This window comes from Kineococcus rhizosphaerae, from assembly GCF_003002055.1.
Taxonomy (GTDB): Bacteria; Actinomycetota; Actinomycetes; order Actinomycetales; family Kineococcaceae; genus Kineococcus; species Kineococcus rhizosphaerae.
In genome coordinates, this window is sequence record NZ_PVZF01000026.1 from 1 (window position 1) to 16,582 (window position 16,582).

At 67.0% G+C, this 16,582-nt stretch carries 15 protein-coding genes; 8 read left to right on the forward strand and 7 right to left on the reverse strand.

Features of this window, described 5'->3' with window-relative positions; translation table 11 throughout:
- Positions 1–413, forward strand: a 413-nt coding sequence (locus tag CLV37_RS25770; RefSeq protein WP_146149600.1) for an integrase core domain-containing protein, incomplete at its 5' end; no start/stop codon positions are given.
- A 34-nt stretch (positions 414–447) separates the two neighbouring features.
- On the opposite strand, the gene CLV37_RS27900 is transcribed toward CLV37_RS25770, so the two are convergent.
- Positions 448–636, reverse strand: a complete 189-nt coding sequence (locus tag CLV37_RS27900) for a hypothetical protein (protein ID WP_170127508.1) — start codon at positions 634–636, stop codon at positions 448–450.
- A gap of 32 nt (positions 637–668) precedes the next feature.
- Between CLV37_RS27900 and CLV37_RS27905 the strand changes: the two genes are divergently transcribed.
- The 3 genes from CLV37_RS27905 to CLV37_RS27910 all read left to right on the forward strand — a co-directional run bounded on the left by CLV37_RS27905 (position 669) and on the right by CLV37_RS27910 (position 1,532).
- Complete coding sequence (locus tag CLV37_RS27905) at positions 669–869, forward strand: hypothetical protein (protein ID WP_170127509.1); 201 nt, start codon at positions 669–671, stop codon at positions 867–869.
- Between the two features lie 119 nt (positions 870–988).
- Entirely contained in the window at positions 989–1,120 is a 132-nt protein-coding gene (locus CLV37_RS28935) for a hypothetical protein (RefSeq protein ID WP_281260560.1), read from the forward strand.
- Between the two features lie 37 nt (positions 1,121–1,157).
- A complete protein-coding gene (locus CLV37_RS27910; protein WP_170127510.1) occupies positions 1,158–1,532 on the forward strand; it encodes a hypothetical protein in 375 nt (124 codons plus the stop codon).
- 356 nt (positions 1,533–1,888) lie between these two features.
- Here CLV37_RS27910 and CLV37_RS25780 read toward each other — a convergent pair whose 3' ends face one another.
- On the reverse strand, positions 1,889–4,843 hold the full coding sequence (locus CLV37_RS25780; protein ID WP_170127511.1) for an AfsR/SARP family transcriptional regulator: 2,955 nt from the start codon (positions 4,841–4,843) through the stop codon (positions 1,889–1,891).
- Positions 4,844–5,184: 341 nt separating this feature from the next.
- Here CLV37_RS25780 and CLV37_RS25785 point away from each other — a divergent pair, with 341 nt between their 5' ends.
- On the forward strand, positions 5,185–6,780 hold the full coding sequence (locus CLV37_RS25785; protein ID WP_170127512.1) for a peptidoglycan DD-metalloendopeptidase family protein: 1,596 nt from the start codon (positions 5,185–5,187) through the stop codon (positions 6,778–6,780).
- 357 nt (positions 6,781–7,137) lie between these two features.
- On the opposite strand, the gene CLV37_RS27215 is transcribed toward CLV37_RS25785, so the two are convergent.
- The 3 genes from CLV37_RS27215 to CLV37_RS25805 all read right to left on the reverse strand — a co-directional run bounded on the left by CLV37_RS27215 (position 7,138) and on the right by CLV37_RS25805 (position 11,595).
- Complete coding sequence (locus tag CLV37_RS27215) at positions 7,138–8,985, reverse strand: competence protein CoiA family protein (protein WP_146149601.1); 1,848 nt, start codon at positions 8,983–8,985, stop codon at positions 7,138–7,140.
- 375 nt (positions 8,986–9,360) lie between these two features.
- Positions 9,361–9,759, reverse strand: coding sequence for a hypothetical protein (locus CLV37_RS25795; RefSeq protein ID WP_146149602.1), 399 nt, complete (start codon positions 9,757–9,759; stop codon positions 9,361–9,363).
- 996 nt (positions 9,760–10,755) lie between these two features.
- Positions 10,756–11,595, reverse strand: coding sequence for a hypothetical protein (locus tag CLV37_RS25805; protein ID WP_106215622.1), 840 nt, complete (start codon positions 11,593–11,595; stop codon positions 10,756–10,758).
- A 973-nt stretch (positions 11,596–12,568) separates the two neighbouring features.
- On the opposite strand from CLV37_RS25805, the gene CLV37_RS27225 reads away from it, so the two are divergent.
- Positions 12,569–13,261, forward strand: coding sequence for a hypothetical protein (locus CLV37_RS27225; RefSeq protein WP_146149604.1), 693 nt, complete (start codon positions 12,569–12,571; stop codon positions 13,259–13,261).
- A gap of 102 nt (positions 13,262–13,363) precedes the next feature.
- Here the strand turns inward: CLV37_RS27225 and CLV37_RS25820 are convergent, their stop codons facing one another.
- Complete coding sequence (locus tag CLV37_RS25820; RefSeq protein WP_106215625.1) at positions 13,364–15,184, reverse strand: helix-turn-helix transcriptional regulator; 1,821 nt, start codon at positions 15,182–15,184, stop codon at positions 13,364–13,366.
- 109 nt (positions 15,185–15,293) lie between these two features.
- On the opposite strand from CLV37_RS25820, the gene CLV37_RS28240 reads away from it, so the two are divergent.
- Together CLV37_RS28240 and CLV37_RS27915 are read left to right on the forward strand one after the other, a co-directional pair.
- The gene (locus CLV37_RS28240; protein WP_211298963.1) at positions 15,294–15,611 is read left to right on the forward strand and encodes a transposase; all 318 of its coding nucleotides are present in this window, start codon (positions 15,294–15,296) and stop codon (positions 15,609–15,611) included.
- Positions 15,608–16,207 carry a DDE-type integrase/transposase/recombinase gene (locus CLV37_RS27915; RefSeq protein ID WP_170127513.1) on the forward strand — a complete coding sequence of 200 codons (600 nt, stop codon included), beginning with the start codon at positions 15,608–15,610 and terminating at the stop codon, positions 16,205–16,207. The genes CLV37_RS28240 and CLV37_RS27915 overlap by 4 nt, the downstream gene beginning before the upstream one ends.
- Here CLV37_RS27915 and CLV37_RS25835 read toward each other — a convergent pair.
- Positions 16,168–16,582 (reverse strand): integrase core domain-containing protein (locus tag CLV37_RS25835; RefSeq protein ID WP_146149605.1); only part of this gene is annotated, 415 nt, incomplete at its 5' end. The two genes, CLV37_RS27915 and CLV37_RS25835, sit on opposite strands and share 40 nt — an antisense overlap.

Sequence of the window (16,582 nt, forward strand, 5' to 3'; positions counted from 1 at the left end):
TCCTCACCTGCCTGCGGATGGCGACCTGGGGACGCGAGCACGCCGGGACACCAGTGGCGCCCGGTTTGATCATGCACTCGGATGCCGGGTCGCAGTACAAGAGTTTGAGGCTGACCGAGCACCTAGCCATCGAGGGTTTCGCAGCTTCGATCGGTTCGGTTGGTGACGCCTACGACAACGCTCTGATGGAGACGGTGATCGGCCTCTACAAGACCGAGTGCATCCGGGTCGGTCCCTTCCACACCGGGCCGTTGAAGACGCTGTCCGACGTCGAGTACGCCACGGCGACCTGGGTGGAGTGGTGGAACAACGCCCGACTGCACTCTCGGCTGAACTACCGGCCACCGGTCGAGGCTGAGGCCGCCCACTACGCTTACCTCAACGACTCCATCCCGGAGTCGTGTCCCACATGAAGACGGCAGAGAAGCCGTGACGCTTCAAGGTCCCTCACGAGCGGGAGGATCCTTTTCCCGAGCCGCCGGGCAGGTTGGCCTGCGACAGGTAGGCCGCGGCCCGGCGCAGGACCTCGTTCTCCTGCTCCATCAGCTTGATCCGCCGCCGCGCCTCACGCAGTTCGGCGTTGTCGGTGGTGGTGTCGCCCGGCTTCACCCCCGCGTCGACGTCAGCTTGACGCATCCACTTCGACTTTGGTCCGACAAGGTCATGACGTGGATGCCGAAGTCGGCGGCGATCTGCTCCAGTGTCATGCCGGGGTCGCGGTCTCGGGCGACGCGCACGACGTCGTCTCGGTACTCGCGGGGGTAGGGCTTGGGCACAGCGACATCCTTCCAGGCCTGCTCAGAAGCAAGCCAGCTCGGTTGTCACCGATCGGTGCAGCAGACCCGAGCTTCGGGACGCTGGCTGCCTGAGCCATGCCATGTGAGCCTGGCTGCGTGAGCCTCCCGATGCGGCCGTCCTCAGCGTGCCCCCCGCATGTCGTGGACGTCATGGACGTCAAGGACCCGCACTCAACGCCGATCTTCCGGCGGTGAGTGCTCAGCCCGTGCGTCTTCTACCAACCGATCCGCGGGACATGGTGCCCTCGGCGGTGCGGTGGGCCTACGCCGTCCAGGCCGCCATCAGCGACGCACCGCTGGCCGTGACGCACCGCTGGCCGTGATGCGCCGCACGTCGCGGCCCTCCCTGCACGCCGTCGTGTGGGTTCTGGCGCGGCCGCTGACTTCGATAACCCGATCCCGGCCGATCACACCGCCGAGCTGCTGGCCCGCGAGGCCGGCGTCGCAGGATCGGACGTGGCAGAAGCGCACTGCGTGGCTGCGTGGGTGCGGCTGGTTGCAGTATGGAATGGGCGGGCAGTGGGACGGGTGGGTGCTGGCCGTTCCGATGCCACTAGGGGCACCGGGATGATCAGTGGTTCAGGTGTCGCCGGGGCCGATGGGAGGCTCACCGGTCTGGAACGGCTCATCCTGGAGCTGGCCAGCGACGGCATCGTGATGGAGGAGCCGGACTCGCGGGCGGTGGCCGCGACCTACCGGGAGCAGGCGCACGGTGAGTTCATCGAGGCGGCATGATGGCGTGAGGGTTTGCTGCCGCTGGAGGTCGCCATCCCGCCCAGCGGTCAGTGAGCTCTGCACGCGGACCGGCAGGCTGACCCACTGCGGGCGTGACGGGGCCATGGACGGGTTGTCACTAACCTACTGGTCTGCGTCATAGTGAAACAAGTTGTAGGGGCCTGGCAGCGTTGCGCGTGCTGGTCGCACGGGAGCTGGCGGTCTCCTGGGCTGGTGGCCACCTCAGGTGTCTGCCGGCCGAGATGCGGGCTGCGCACCGTGTCGGGGCTCGGGGGCGACGAGGAGATGGCTGCGTCGGTGCTGGGCATGAGCAAGCGGGGGCTGATCGGACCTGCGAGCTCGTCGGTGCGTTGTGATCAGTGCGGGTGGGCAGCCACGACCTGCAACAGCTGAACGAGGTCCGAGAGTGACTCCACGTCTCCTGGCGCCTGACCTGCGGTGAGATCCGGTTCGACGCTGTTCGGACGCTGATACTCGTGCCGCTGCAGTTCGTCGTGGAGTTCTCGTAGAGGGCGGTAAGCCATGAACAACCCCAGGTCCTTGCGGAACCTGGCCCCGTGATCTGTCAGGGGTAGGGCTTGGGTGACGTGGCCGCGTCGATGCAGCAGGAGAGCAGCGAGGCTAGCCGTGTCGGGGGCGAAGAGGTAGTACCCCACTTCAGGCATCGTGCGGACGTTCCACCGAAGTAGGGCCCAGGCTTCCTCCACCTCATCAAGAACGAGGCGCACGATCGCAGCCATGTGCTGAACGTCGATCCGAACCACCAAGGACACCTCGTCCACCAAGTGCTCGCTCAAACGTGTCAGCCACATCGCTGCCTCGGCGGCGTTGTCCTGGCACGCCAGCATGGCTCGGCCGGCGCAGATGTACGCAGCGGTTTCGTGATCACCCTCTACCTGTTGCTGCGCGCACCGGCGCAGGGTGTTTAGGGCTAGATCACGATCACCCAGTTCTGCGTACATCTCCGCTAGTTCGGTGAGGTCGTCGTTCAACTGCTGGACCTGACCAGGCAGCGATGCGAGAGCCTGCTCCATCAATTCTCGGGCCAGGACCAGCTCACCAGTGAAGCGCACAGCGATGGCTTCGTTGCGGCGCAGGAGGGCACGTTCTAGATCGTGGCTTCCCGGTGGTAGTCCTGAGAGTGCTTGACGGTAGTGCTTCACCGCACTGTGTGGATCGGCGAAGGAGATTGCTACGCCGCCGAGGGCGCGCGCCAATCTGTAGAGGTCATCAGGGTGGGCTTGGGCGGTCGGCAACGGTCCTTGCACCCAGCCGGTCCAGCGAGACGTCGTCCCGTCGTAGTAGAAGAAGTACCAGAGGGCTCCGACGAGCGTGACAGCACGTGTGTCTTGCTCTTGGATACACCAGTCCACAGCCGAGATGAGGTTGGCCTCCTCGGGCTTGAAGATCGCAGACCATTCGCCTTTGGTGAGCAATCCCTCTTGCCGGCCTTGCTGCAACGTGCGGGACAGCTCTACCGCCCAGTCCGCCATGGCGCTTCTGGTGACGGCACGCTGATCTTCCGTCAGCAGCGTCGAGGCGAAGTCCCGGACTACGGTCAGCATGCGGAACCGGTCGGGCCCAGCAGGTTGAACCAGTGAGTTGTCCAAGAGGTCGGTGACGATGTCCCGCGCCTCGTCGTGTTCTAGGTGACCCACCTGGGCTGCGGCATTCAGCGTCCAGCTGCTGGGGAACACCGAGAGTGCAGCCAAGGCGCGCGAGGTTCCCGGCTCGAGCAATTCGGTGCTCCACTCCAGCGTAGCTCGCAGGGCACGCTGATGCGCAGGTACATCACGGGGCCCGCCGGTCAGTTCGGCTAGGCAGTTGTCCAGGCGCGTAAGCAGGGTGGGTAGGGCGTAGACGGTAGTTCGAGCTGCTGCTAGTTCCAGCGCCAGAGGCAAGCCGTCGAGTCGAGTGCAAATACTGTTCAAGTAGGCGGCGTCGTCGAGATCAGGTCGATAGCCGGAGGCGGCCGTAGCGCGTTCGCAGAACAACTGCACCGCCGGTGAGGCCAACACTTCTTCAGGAGCTGCTGTTGGGCCAGGCAGCTTGAGAGGTTCCAACCTGTAGGCGAACTCGCCAGAGACTCGAAGCTTGGCTCGGGTCGAGACCAGTGCTCTGCAGGTCGGGACCAGACGCAAGAAATCGGCGAGGAGAGGCGCGGCTGCGGACAGGTGCTCGAAGTCGTCGATGACCAGCAGGACCTGTCGACCTTTGAACGCTCGTGCCAGCCGTCGAGCGTCGAACGGGGTGGGATCGCTGGGCAGATCGGCTGCTGCGTGGATCTCCATCAGAAGACCGTCAGGCTCGCGGACGTCGGCCAGGCCGATGTGCAGAACGCCGTCGGAGAAGTCCTCTTCCATAGCGCGCGCCACGGCGGCGCACAGCCGTGACTTACCGGTGCCCGCCGTACCGGTAACGCTGACCACGCGGTGGTCACCACGCCGGACAAGCGCGGTGAGTTCCCGCAGCTCCCGCTGCCGTCCGATGAGCTCAGGCGCGTACGACTGCGCCTGCGACGTGCGAAGCACGGTGGTCTGGGAAGGACGAACCTCGACCGCCGGCGTCGCCGGTAGGCGCTGCAACAAGAGATCGCGGTGCAGGACCTGCAGCTGCGGTGAGGGGTCGGCTCCCAGCTCATCAGCGAGTGTCTCGCGCAGCCTGCCGTAGACGCGCAGGGCCTCAGCCTGCTCACCGGCGCTCGCCAAGGCGGAGATGAGCGCCCCCGCGACACGTTCGTCACCCGGGTGCTCCAGGACCATGGGGCGCAGGTCGATGACGGCATGACGGGCCTGGCCTTGGGCCACGCGCACGGCGGCGCGACCAACGACGGCGTCCAGCCAGCGGCTCCGCAGCCTCGGGACCAAGGCCTCGGTGAAGGGAGCTGCACCCACGTCCGCTAGCGGCGGATCCTGCCACAGGCGCAGCGCGCCTTCGTAGGCCTCCAGCGCGGCGTTCGAGCGGCCGCGGCTCTGCTCGTCGGCGCCACGGTGCACAAGTTGCTCGAAGACATGCACATCGACGGTCTCGGAGGGGGCGCTCCAGGAGTACCCGCCCGCCACCGTCTTAAGCATCGTCGCCTGGGCGCCCATGGCGCGCCGCAGGCTGGAGACATGCCCTTGGACCGCATTGACAGCAGAACGTGGGGGGTCGTCCCACAAGGCTGAGACCAGTCGGTCCATCGACACGCTCAGCCCGGCGTGGATGGCCAAGACCGCGACCAGGGACCGCTGCTGGGCCGAGCGCAGGGGAACAACGGCGCCTTGGAGCACGAGCTGGACCGGCCCCAGCAGGCGGACACCGCTCTCCATGCCCTGAAAGCTAGTTGAGGGCATGACTCAGCGCTACGTCAGCGCGACCTGAGGTGGCCGCGGCAGTGTTGGTTGCAGCCCCACCAAGGGCTCCCAAGCCAGCAGATGAGGTGCCCGCGAGCAGGCCGCCGTCCTGACGACCCAGCCGTCCTGACGACCGTCACTCAACGCACCCCGCACTGCTCACGCAGGTCAAGCACCTGCTCAGCGCTGCCGCGCTGCGCACTCAGCGCTGCACTGACGTCCCCATCCGCACCGCACCGGAGGTTCGCATGTCCCGCCCATCAACCCTCACCCGCCGCGCGATCGCCGCAGGTCTGAGCCTTCTGACCCTCACGTCCGTGCTCGGATCCGCGCTCGCGGTCGCGCCGTCAGCTGCCGCCGCTGACTCCGTCGTGTTGCAGGTCCCCTTTCCCTGCGGTCAGAAGTGGGTCGGCGAAGGCAAAAGCCCTGCCCACGTCTCTGATCACCGCGAGATCGACTTCAACCTCAAGGGCACCTCCGGCAACCAGGACAAGGGGCGACCAGTCGTCGCTGCAGCAGCCGGTGTGGTGATGATGTCGGAGCTGCACACGACACAGGACGGCTTCGGCAACGTCATCAAGATTCGCCACGCGGACGGGACGTACACCCTGTACGCGCATCTGGACCGGCGTGATGTGGCCGCCGGGACGACCGTCCGCCAGGGCCAGCCGATCGGGACGGTAGGCAACACCACGTCCAAGCGGCCCGGCATGGCAGCTCACCTGCACTTCGAGCACCGGCGCGGCGCCAGTCAACGCACGCTGCAGGCGGTGCGCTTCGACGGAAAGGCGTTCCAGTACCCCACCCAAACCGTCACCTCGCGCAACTCCTGCAGCAGCGGTTCGCCGGCGGCCCCGGCTGCGAAGGACTATGCCGCCGCCGACCACCTCGACGGTCGCCTCCTGCCTGAAGCTGGTCGACACGACGTGGTCGACCAGTACCGCAGAGGCGGCAAGGTCATCGTCGACTGTCGCACGACCGGTTCGCCGGCTTACGGGTCCACGACCTGGGGCCTGACCAGCGATCACCTCTACGTTCCCGCAGCACTCCTAACGTACAACGGCCGGCGCGGCCTGCGAGATGGAACGCCGGTCTGCGCCAAGCCGATGCCACTGAAAGCGACCGCGGCATTGGACGCCCGCACCGGCAAGGACCGCGCCAGTACATCAGTCCCGGACGCCTACCGGGCGGGAGAGAACGTGATGGTGGTCTGCACCGCCTACGGCAAGAGCACGTACGGTGACCAGAACACCTGGGCCAGGACGAACCGCGGCGAGTGGGTAGTCCGCGCCTACCTTCAGACCCCCGGAACAGGACTGGTTCGCGGGCTCCCGCGCTGCGACCTCGATCGTTCGAGCGGCAGCCCCGCAGCGGACACCGGAGCGCGGACCCCAGTCAGCCGGTTGAATCCCAGCCCCCGCATCGCCGCCTTCATCAAGTCCTGGGAAACCCTCCGCCTGCGGCCCTACGACGACAAGGCCAAGAACGGAGTCTGCACCGTGGGCTGGGGACACGCCCTCACCCCGCACCACTCGTGCACCCCCGCTGAGAAGGCCTCCCAAATTACCCGCGCCGAAGCTGAACGCCTCTTCCAGCGCGATCTGAGTGCCGCAGCCACCGGTGCGCGCAACCTGGCTCCGCGCCAGTCCTACCGGCAACACGAGTTCGACGCATTGGTCAGCATGGTGTTCAACCTCGGATCCAGCTTCAAGGGCCCTGAGTTCCGCGAGGTCCTGGCCAACGGACCTGCAGGATGGGACGCAATCCCAGAGCGCATGAGAATGTTTGTGCATGACGGCGATGAGCACAAAGTTGTCTGCGGCCTTCTGCGCCGGCGTATCGACGAAGGGGCAATCTTCGCCCGAGCCGATTACGCCTCCCGGGTCGGTATGAACGTCTGCACCGATCGCTGACCGGTGACATCTCGTCAATAGTCGAGCAGATCTTGGTGAGGGTGCGCTCCTTGAACGCGCGCCCTCACCACGCTGTGGAGAAGGCCTCGTCGCATGAGAACCGACTCTCGTAGATCGCCGCCAGTGAGCTTGACCCGGGCCGCAGCGTCGGCGGCTGCTTGGAGCTCGATGAGTAGCTCCGCAGTAGCTCAGCGAATGCCCGCCGGGTGTGGGCGTGCTCGCTGCCTGTCTTCAGGAGACGTGCGGTGATTGGGCCCATCAGACTGGTCAGCTGTATCCGCAGTAGCGCCTGGAGGCGGTAGGGGGTGCAGGAACTCAGTGCGGCGGCCCTTTCGGCCTGCCGGGGCTGTGCTTACTTCAGCACAGGACGTGCCGGCCGTAGTCGGCGAGCAGCGGGTTCAATGGCTTGCCGCAGCCTTGGCAGCGCAACTGCGGACGCGCCGTGGGCGGTGGTTGGTTGCGTGCGGCACCTGGCATGCCAGGTTCGATGCTGTCGGCGGGCGCGGTGAGGTCTTGGGTGTTGGACGTCGACAGGTCGTCGGGGTCAGTGGACCCAGTGGACCCGGCGGGGTCATGCTGCTGGGGGTTGGATCGCCGCGGTTCCTGCGGGTGTGAGGATGCCCGGGCGCGGCGTGATGGTGGCGTAGCCGGCGGTGCCAGTGCCGGCGGTGCCAGTGCCGGCGGTGCCAGTGCCGGCGGTGCCAGTGCCGGCGGTGCCAGTGCCGGCGGTGCCAGTGCCGGCGGTGCCAGTGCCGGCGGTGCCAGTGGCGGCGATGGCGGGGGATGGTCGAGGTCGGCGAGGACCTGCACGCTGTCGGCGACCAGGCGGTTGGCCAGTCCGTGGTGAACCGTGACGTAGCCGCGGGCGTGGAGTTTCTCCAGCCAGCCGGTGACGGCCTCCTCCCAGCCGGTGAGGGCGCCTGCTGCCCGTGGTCCCTTCTGTGAGGTGATGGTGATGCCTTCGCCTAGGATCACCCGGTGGGCGTCGGCCAGGGTGAACGATCGACCGATCTTGCCGGCGATGAGGTGGTAGTACACCGCGGCGCGCCAATGCTCGGACAGTGCGTGGATGCCGTTGCCGATGTCGGCGCGGTCCCTGCTGTCACTGCTCAAACGCAGGCGCAGCAGCTGTGGGACCAGGCCGTAGGACCACACCAGCTCCCCGTGCAGCACCGAGTCCTCCCACGCCCGCCGCGCCAGCTCACGCTCACGTAGCCGCCGGCGCTCGCGGGCCTCGGCGGCGGCTCGTCGCCGCTCCTGACGGGCGCGCTGGGCTTCACGCTCGCGGGCTGCGCGCTGGTCGTCTAAGCGCCGGCGTTCGGCGTTCACCGCAGCCAGCTCCTGCGCGGCCGCCTGCAGCCGCCGCCGGGTGGGACTGCTCAACCCTTCGGGAGTCAAGGCGCACGCGGACAGCGGGTCGGCGTGAAAGACGGCCCGCCCAGCTCTAGGGCCGGGTGGCACCTCGACGGGGAAGTCCTGGCCGCGGTGGTCGTCGTAGCCGTTGTCGTAGCCGTCGCCGTAGGAGTCACCACGAGCACGGTGGGGGGTCGCGCTCACCGCGACGGTGCCGATGCCCGCGCCCTCATAGTCGCCGTGGCCCCACACCGGATTGATCCACCACAAGGGCACCCCAGCTTGGATCATCGCCTGGTGCAGGTCTCCTAGCGCCACCAGCCCGGCGACCGCGTCCTCCTGCTTCTGTCCTTGGTCCCAGGAGCGCCGGCGCGCCGCTTGTAGGTGCCGGCCCGCGTGCCCCAGGAGCCAGACCGCGGTGATGCCTTGAGCCGTGTAGGACTCATGACGCTGGCGCCACTGTTCAACGCTGAGCGCGGCGTACTGCACCTCGAAAGCCACCTGCCGCCCGTCAGGCCAGGTCACCATCACATCGGCGACCCGCGCCCGGTCGGCGCTGGCCTGCTCGGTCACCGCCCGCACACCCTGCCCACCTAGGGCTTGCTGCACCCAATCCACCAGGGCGGCCTTGGCTTGCTGGTGCGCCTCACCCTCAGCGGAGTGCCCACCGGAGCCGGTGTAGTGCGAGAAGCCGTCACGGCGGCGGGGGTGACGGGCCACGGTGGTCAGGCGGCGGTCGGGGCAGTCGGGCATGAAGCACTCCAGGTGCTCCTTGGCCCAGGCCTTGCGGGTCTTGGCCTCACCGTCGGGCAGGCGGTACAGCTGCCCGTCGACCTTGTGGCGTGCCCACACCAGGCACCGCTCACCGTCTTGGAAGGCGGCCAGCAGTCGAGGGTCGTGGCGAGCCGAGGGCACCCTTGATCAGTCGGCGCGGGATGTGCTGCCTTAAGCCTGCGCGACATCGTCGAGACGTCCTCGCGATGTCCTGCGCTCGAAGATCGCGACTTCTATCGCCGGCGGGAGGCGAGGCGAGTCACACTGCTCCGGAGCGATGGCTGGGCGCCGCCTCGTCGCTCCTGTCGGCCGGACTGTGTAGCCAGCCTGGCGCGGCAATGGGGTACAGCCGACTCGACCCCTTCCTGCCTCTTACCGGTGTGTTGTCGTTGGTGTGGACGCCGATGACGAGGCGGGCATGACGAAGCGGGGATGTCCGTGCGTGTGAGGGAGTTATCGCGCACCCAGGAGGGTGGCCACACTGGCTCCGACTCCGGCGCCCAGACGGCTCCACAGGCCGGTGCGCAACGCCACGATCAGCAGCAACGGCACCGCCACCGCCAGCCCCGTCAGGACGAAACCGACCGCGGGCTCCGGCGTACCGAACGCTGCCAGCCACAATGTCACCGAGACGAGGAGCACGAGCACCGCCGTGGCGACCGTCAGCGCCAGCGGCTGCGCAGAGCGGGTACTACCGCCGTGGACGGTGCTAGCGGTGCCCTGCAGGACCGCTAGGACCGCCCACAGCAGGGCGCATACGGCGGTCGCTGCGGCATGAGCGCCGCGCGTTCGCAGCATGCGTGCCCCGTCCCACACCGATATGGGCACCAACCCAGCCAGGGCGCGCATCACGCCCCTGCTGCTCATGAGGCCGCCACCACCGCCCGACCGCGCTGCGGCACCGGCACGAGCTGCCTGCCTGGCCTTGGGCCCACCGTACGGAGTGGCTGCCGCAGACCAGCCAGCGCCACCACCTACACGCGCCCGCGCACGCTCCCCAAGGCGCTCGCGGTCGGTGTGCAGCATGCCTCTCCTACGGTCGTGCGCTCGGCGCGCCTCGTCGCCACGCGGCAGGGCTTCCCACTGCGGGGTGCTCCAACGAGGCATCGAGGTCATCGTGCAATGCCAGACCCGTCAGCGCCAGAGGGTGGGCAGCTTGAGCGTGTCGCGCAGGTAGGGGCTGGGCACAGCCCCGGTTGAGAGGGGTTCTTAGGAGAACGAGCTGCGGCATCCTCTTGGAGGTCACCATGAAGTCGAACACCCACCCCGCCTACAGCCTGATCGTCTTCCGCGATACGCCGTCGGCACCACGCTGCTGTCGCGTTCAACGCCGAGCGCGCGCAGTGGCCTGCCGAGGGGACCGGACCGGAACACCTACTCGGTCGTCGACGTCGACGTCTCGGCGGCTAGCCACCCTTCTGCACCGGTCACGCCCGCGTCCTGGAGTGAGGGCCGGGTGGAGAAGCTCCGGCGCCGTTACGGCCGCTGACTCCTTAGCGGCTAGCCACCCTTCTGCACCGGTCACGCCCGCGTCCTGGAGTGAGGGCCGGGTGGAGAAGCTCCGGCGCCGTTACGGCCGCTGACTCCTTATCCGCTCGTCACCTTTGACTGACCTAGAAGGGTCAGCGGCTGGCTTAATGACGGTCTGCAATGTCGCCTGCCGCGGTGAAGCGGGTTTACCTGCCATGCCGTCGTGCAGCAGGCCCGAGTCGTCGCCGCGCGTTGCCTAGCAGGTCCAACCAGGCCGAGTCCCAGATGTCCAGCTCACGCACGTCCGGCTACTGAGGAGATGCTCGCCATGGACCTTCTCCTTAGTATCAAAGGTGTGGTCAGCTCATCAAGCGCGAGTCAACGCCGCCGCCCTCGACGGCGAGGCTCAGGCGGCTGCTCGGCCCGCCGCACCTCCGCCAGGAAAATTTCCCGCAGGTTCTCGGACTGCGCCAGCACCGGTGCGTTCCACGCGTCCCAAAGCTCCGTCGGCCACCTCGTGAGGCGATTCAATCCCTCGTTCCGACTGACGCCTGTTTTACGCAGCGTTCCACCTTGGCGCATCTCCAACGCAACGATCAGTCGGGCCGCCTCGGGAACGGTGGCGTCTAGGGAACCCTGCCGCTTCCTCTCCGGTGCCCAGTGGGGATTGCCGACACCAAACCAACCCAGCAAGAAGTCTTCCCGGGCTGCCTTCTCTTCACGCTCACGCCGCTCCTCCCAGGCCGGCACCAGCGACGCGACGCCGACCAGGACCACCCAGAGTACACCGCCGATGAGAGCAGCCAAAGCGAACCACCGCAACGTGAGTGCGGCATCCTCCACCTGAGCCCGCACCGAAGTCCAAATAGCCCCAGACGGCAGCACACCCCAAATCGAGCCACCCCACGTCGTCGCTGCCAGGCACGCTATCCCCAGGACTAGCCCCGCAACGACCAGCGCGAACCCTCGGCTGATGAGAAGCCCGGCATCTGCCCATCCGTCCAGTTCTCGCTCAGGGCCGGCAATCCTGCGAGCCTGCGAGGCGATGGCCCGCTCCAGCGGCGCCTTCGCCGACTTTGGAGCGTCCTTCCACAGATCTACGTCTTGACGCAGCAAAGCCCTCGGCCCTTCACGATCCTTGCGGCTGATCCAACGACCCCCGGCGGTGGTCAGCAGCGTCGCCCCCACCGAGATCAAAGCCACTAACGCCTCCGACATGCGCGCATCGTGGCACCACCGAGACTTACAGGCTCCCCGGGACGATGACAGCACTGACCGTTCGCTGCGCGACCGGACCCACCGCCGGACCCACCGCCGGACCCACCGCCGGACCCACCGCCGGACCCACCGCCGGACCCACCGCCGGACCCACCGCCTCACCCACCGCCGGACCCACCGCCTCACCCACCGCCGGACCCACCGCCTCACCCACCGCCTCACCCGCACGACGTCCCGGCAAGCGGTGGCAATGATCAACTGCGCAGGCCAGGGCCAGGGGTCCCGCTCCTGCAAGGTTGTCGCGTAGGGATACGGCCTGAGCCTGAGCAGGGTGAGCCAGCGACGTCCCTCCTCGTGCGAGCCCAAGGAGAGGGCGCCGTCCGCGTGCTTTGGGATGTGGACGGGGCAGTCGATGTCCTGCACGTCGACGCTGGGGCCGTAGCATCATGCGCTGACGTGCGACGAACCATCCCATGCCAGAGCCTCATCGGGTTCGTGGTGGCCACTCCGACCGTGCCGAGGACGTGCCACGAGCTGCGCAGGCCGCGAGATCCGGTTGGACGTCAGGAACACGCCAGACCGCACGCGGATCACGGCCTGACCGCCGCGCTCATCGCGCCGTGACCTTGAAGTCGACCGGCTGCCTGGGCCAACCCACTTCTCGGCGAGAGGCCTTGATCGTCGTGCTCGCCGTGAGTGGGTGCGGCTAGCCCTTGCGGTGCCTGCTGGTGCCTGTCGATCAGCTCCGGTGGCCGTACGGGTGCCCGCCTCGATCTCACAGAGGCCGATCACCGATGGTGAATGTGAATGACCTTGCGCATATGTCGTTGCGCCGGTTGAGCGGTTGTCGGGTCGGCACCGGTTGAAGGGAACGGTGGATGCAGTCGCCGGCTTCTATTCTGGCCCTTCACTGCAGGATTGGACAGGTATGCAACGCCTTAGGGCAACAAGGGTTCTGACGACAGGAGCCTACTTGCTGCTGCTGAGCGCAGGTTTCAGTGGTTGCGCCGGAGGCGACGAGACCGCTCCTAAGTCCGGCTCACAGTCGCCGGCCTCATCGTCGTCGTCGGCCAGGCGTTCGTCAGGGTCTGTACCAACGCCGACGCAGACACAGACACCGCAACAGGCCTCCGAAGCAACGCTCGCGGAGATTGACGGGCCGGCTCCTGCTGAAACTGTACCCACCTACGGCAGCAACGCTAATAACTTTTTGACCCAATCAGCCTCCATCCCGGGCGAGGCGGGGGGAGCTGATGACACTACCCATGAGGTTGCCGAGTTGGGGACACCCGATGCCGGTTTGGGTCTTCCTCCGGTCGTGGAGATGGCCTGCGTCCTTCCGCACCTCGTCTATGACGATGGTCTACTGGGCCCGTACTACCTGTTCGATCCACAGGCTCAGATTCGGTACGCCGGACGCAGCGCAACGGTGACCATGAGTGTGGACGGGTTCGAGGGTCAGCGGACTGAGACCAGTCGAGACTACGATGACGGCACACAGTTTCAGGCGGTCGACCTCTCCCATAAGTTCTACAACACACGAACCGACGAGGAACGCTTCTACGGTGAGGGGGCGGTGAAGGAGCACCTGCTGCGGGCTGTCATCATCGATGAGGCAGGGCGTACCTTCGAGTCCAGCTGCTCCTTCGTCCTCACCTATCCCTGAGGCGCGGGCCCGCGCCGGTCGCGGCGCGGGCCAGAGCCGCGATGTGTAGAAGGCGGGCCTAGCTTCGCCCTCGTCCACCGCGGGTGAGCCGCTTGATGGTGGTTACCAGCGCTTACGGATCTCACGGACGCTGATGTCGAGGTTGTGCTCGTCCGCGTGGTCGATCTGGTCGCTGATCCATCTGCGCGCCTGGTCGTGCTTGGACCAGTCGCCGGCGTCGGGGAGGCCGTCCGCGGCGGCGACGCAGTCGAAGATGGCGTTCGCCAGTGCTCCGGGGCTGCCGCCTCCGTAGCCCCAATTCCATCCTGAGTGGACGTTGTGTTGAGACCGCGGCAGCAGATCGATGGAACCGTCGTCGTCGATGATGAAAACCGGCTGGTCGCCGATGGCGGCGCGGTCGCCCACGATATGGGCGGTGGCGCCGATGCCGGCGGCGGGTGGGCGGCAGGGCCACTCGACGGCGAAGAACTCCGGGTACTTTCCGTCCTGGGGGTATTCGTCGGTGCCGGTGACGACGAGGCGTCCGGCCGGGTCAAGGCCGTAGCGGATGTCGGTGCTGCTGCGATGCGATATGAGCTGCGCGAGCCGGCGCTGCTTGCGGTCTAGGGTGCGGTCTGGAACCCAGTGCACGGTGTTCAGGTAAGCGCGGGTGTGGGGTCCGTAGACTTGGAAGGTTCCGCGCGGCTGGGCTTCCGGCCCGTCAGAGGCTGCGAAGTCGGGGTCGAGGGAGTGCACTCGTCGGCTTAGGCTGCCTTCGATGGTGTTCAAAACGTCGAACAAGGTTGGATTGGGGTTGTCGCTGAACTCGTCGACGGTGTCTCGCCAGTGTCGGATTCGGTGCAGCAGAGTCGGTAGGTCCTCCTCCGTCAGCGCCTCGTCGTAGCGTTGGAGGAGATCTCTGCGTTCTCCAGCTGTGGGGGGGACGAGGAACGCCGCCCAGGTCGCCGTTTCCAGGCCCTTGGGGGGCCGCGGGGGGTACTGCGCGGCTCGCTGCGCATCCTCCTGGTAGGCGGCCAGCAATTCCTTGAGCATCTGCACGCACCACCTCGCTGCCGCCGGAGCGGTATCACCGTGGGGGGCGTCGGCACCGACAACGTCCAGGACCTGCAGGGCTTTGACGTATCCGAGCGCGTTGTAGGGATCGTTCGTGACCTCCACCGGCTTGCGGCTGCGCTGGTACAGCTCGACGGTCGCCCGGGTGTAGCCCTCGTGCGGGTAGCACTCCACGGTGTCTCCGACGAGGGTCTCCAGTTCCGTGATGGTCTCCAGGTAGTGCCACGTCGGGGCTTCAAAGGTCAGGTCCGCAACGGTGCCGGGGTAGCCGGGCGGTGCTGACGGGATGGGTGGGCGGGCGACCCAGCTCCGCAGTCGCTGTAATGCTCCTGCGGGCTCTGCATCCTGCGGCCGGTCATGGCGCACCGTGTAGACGGGGTTCTCTAGGAAGTTCGACGCGCCGGGGGTCGTGCGGTAGTTGATCCAGATGGCGTCGCCGCCCTCGTCTCCGAGGAAGGCTTGGCTGACCTGCTGGGCGATCATTTCTCCCCAGGTCTGAAGCACGTCGATGCTGTCGGTCAGCGCGCCGCACACTACGACGGTTCGCCAGCCTTCGGGGGCTTCGCCTTGCCAGATGCGGACGTGGATGGGCCAGGTCTCAGAGGGCCTGCGTTGCACGTCCAGGAAGGTGTCATGCATACGGCGCAGGGGCTGTGTTGCGGGAGCCAGGATGCTGGCGAGGCCGGTGGATCGGTCCTGCTGGGAGGCGGCGATGCGCTGGATGTCGACAGCGCGCCACACGCCCATGCGGGGGGTGAGCTCCGTCGGTGCCGGCAGCTTTCCTTCGGCTACCAGCTGGTGGACGCGCCGGGGAGAGACCCGTAGTGCCTCAGCCACCTCCGCGGTGGTGAGCAAGCCTTTCGGACTCACGCTCTTCCTCCTCGCATCGTCTGAACCTCGCAACTACCTACGGGTCTGCTGCACTGATCGGTGACAACCAAGCTGGCTTGCTCCCGAGCGGGCCTGGAAGGATGTCGCTGTGCCCAAGCCCTACCCCCGCGAGTACCGAGACGACGTCGTCCGTGTCGCCCGGGACCGCGATCCTGGCGTGACGTTGGAGCAGGTCGCCGCCGACTTCGGCATTCACGTGATGACGCTCTCGAAGTGGATGCGCCAAGCCGACGTGGACGCCGGCGCCAAGCCCGGCACCACCAGCAGCGACAACGCGGAGCTGCGCGAAGCCCGCCGCCGGATCAAGCTGCTCGAGCAGGAGAATGAGGTCCTGCGCCGGGCGGCGGCCTACCTGTCTCAGGCCAACCTGCCTGGCGGCTCGGGAAAAGGATCTTCCCGCTCGTGAGGGAGCTGGCCGCCGAGGGTATTTCGGTGGTCCTCACGTGCCGGGTACTGAACATCGCTCGACAGGTCTACTACCGCTGGCTGGCCTGCCCGGTCACCGACGCTGAGATCGAGCAGGCCTACCGCGCCAACGCCCTGCACGATGCCCACTGCGAGGACCCGGAGTTCGGCTACCGCTACCTGCACGAAGAAGCTGCCGAGGCCGGTGAGGCGATGGCGGCGCGGACGGCGTGGCGGATCTGCTCAGACAACCGGTGGTGGAGCGCCTTTGCCAAGCGGCGCGCCAAGTCCGGCAAGCGTCCGGGCCCGCCGGTCCACGACGACCTCGTGCAGCGAAAGTTCACCGCGGACAGCCCGAACCAGTTGTGGCTGACCGACATAACAGAGCACTGGACGGGTGAGGGCAAGCTGTACCTGTGCGCGGTCAAGGACGTGTTCTCCCGCCGCATCGTCGGGTACTCGATCGACTCGCGGATGACCTCTCACCTGGCGGTGCGCGCTGTGGCCAATGCCGTTGCGCGGAGGCGAGTTGAAGCGTCACGGCTTCTCTGCCGTCTTCATGTGGGACACGACTCCGGGATGGAGTCGTTGAGGTAAGCGTAGTGGGCGGCCTCAGCCTCGACCGGTGGCCGGTAGTTCAGCCGAGAGTGCAGTCGGGCGTTGTTCCACCACTCCACCCAGGTCGCCGTGGCGTACTCGACGTCGGACAGCGTCTTCAACGGCCCGGTGTGGAAGGGACCGACCCGGATGCACTCGGTCTTGTAGAGGCCGATCACCGTCTCCATCAGAGCGTTGTCGTAGGCGTCACCAACCGAACCGATCGAAGCTGCGAAACCCTCGATGGCTAGGTGCTCGGTCAGCCTCAAACTCTTGTACTGGACGGACTCAACCGGTCGTCGCAACACCTCGATCGTGGAGGCGTTGAATGGTGTGGGGCAGTCGACAGCAGCAGCGGGTACGGGCCTACCGGGG

Excerpts from the sequence above, each read along its gene's own strand:
- CLV37_RS25780 (WP_170127511.1), bottom strand. The coding sequence starts at position 4,843 with ATGGAGAGCGGTGTCCGCCTGCTGGGGCCGGTCCAGCTCGTGCTCCAA.
- CLV37_RS27900 (WP_170127508.1), bottom strand. The coding sequence starts at position 636 with ATGCGTCAAGCTGACGTCGACGCGGGGGTGAAGCCGGGCGACACCACC.
- CLV37_RS25805 (WP_106215622.1), bottom strand. The coding sequence starts at position 11,595 with ATGTCGGAGGCGTTAGTGGCTTTGATCTCGGTGGGGGCGACGCTGCTG.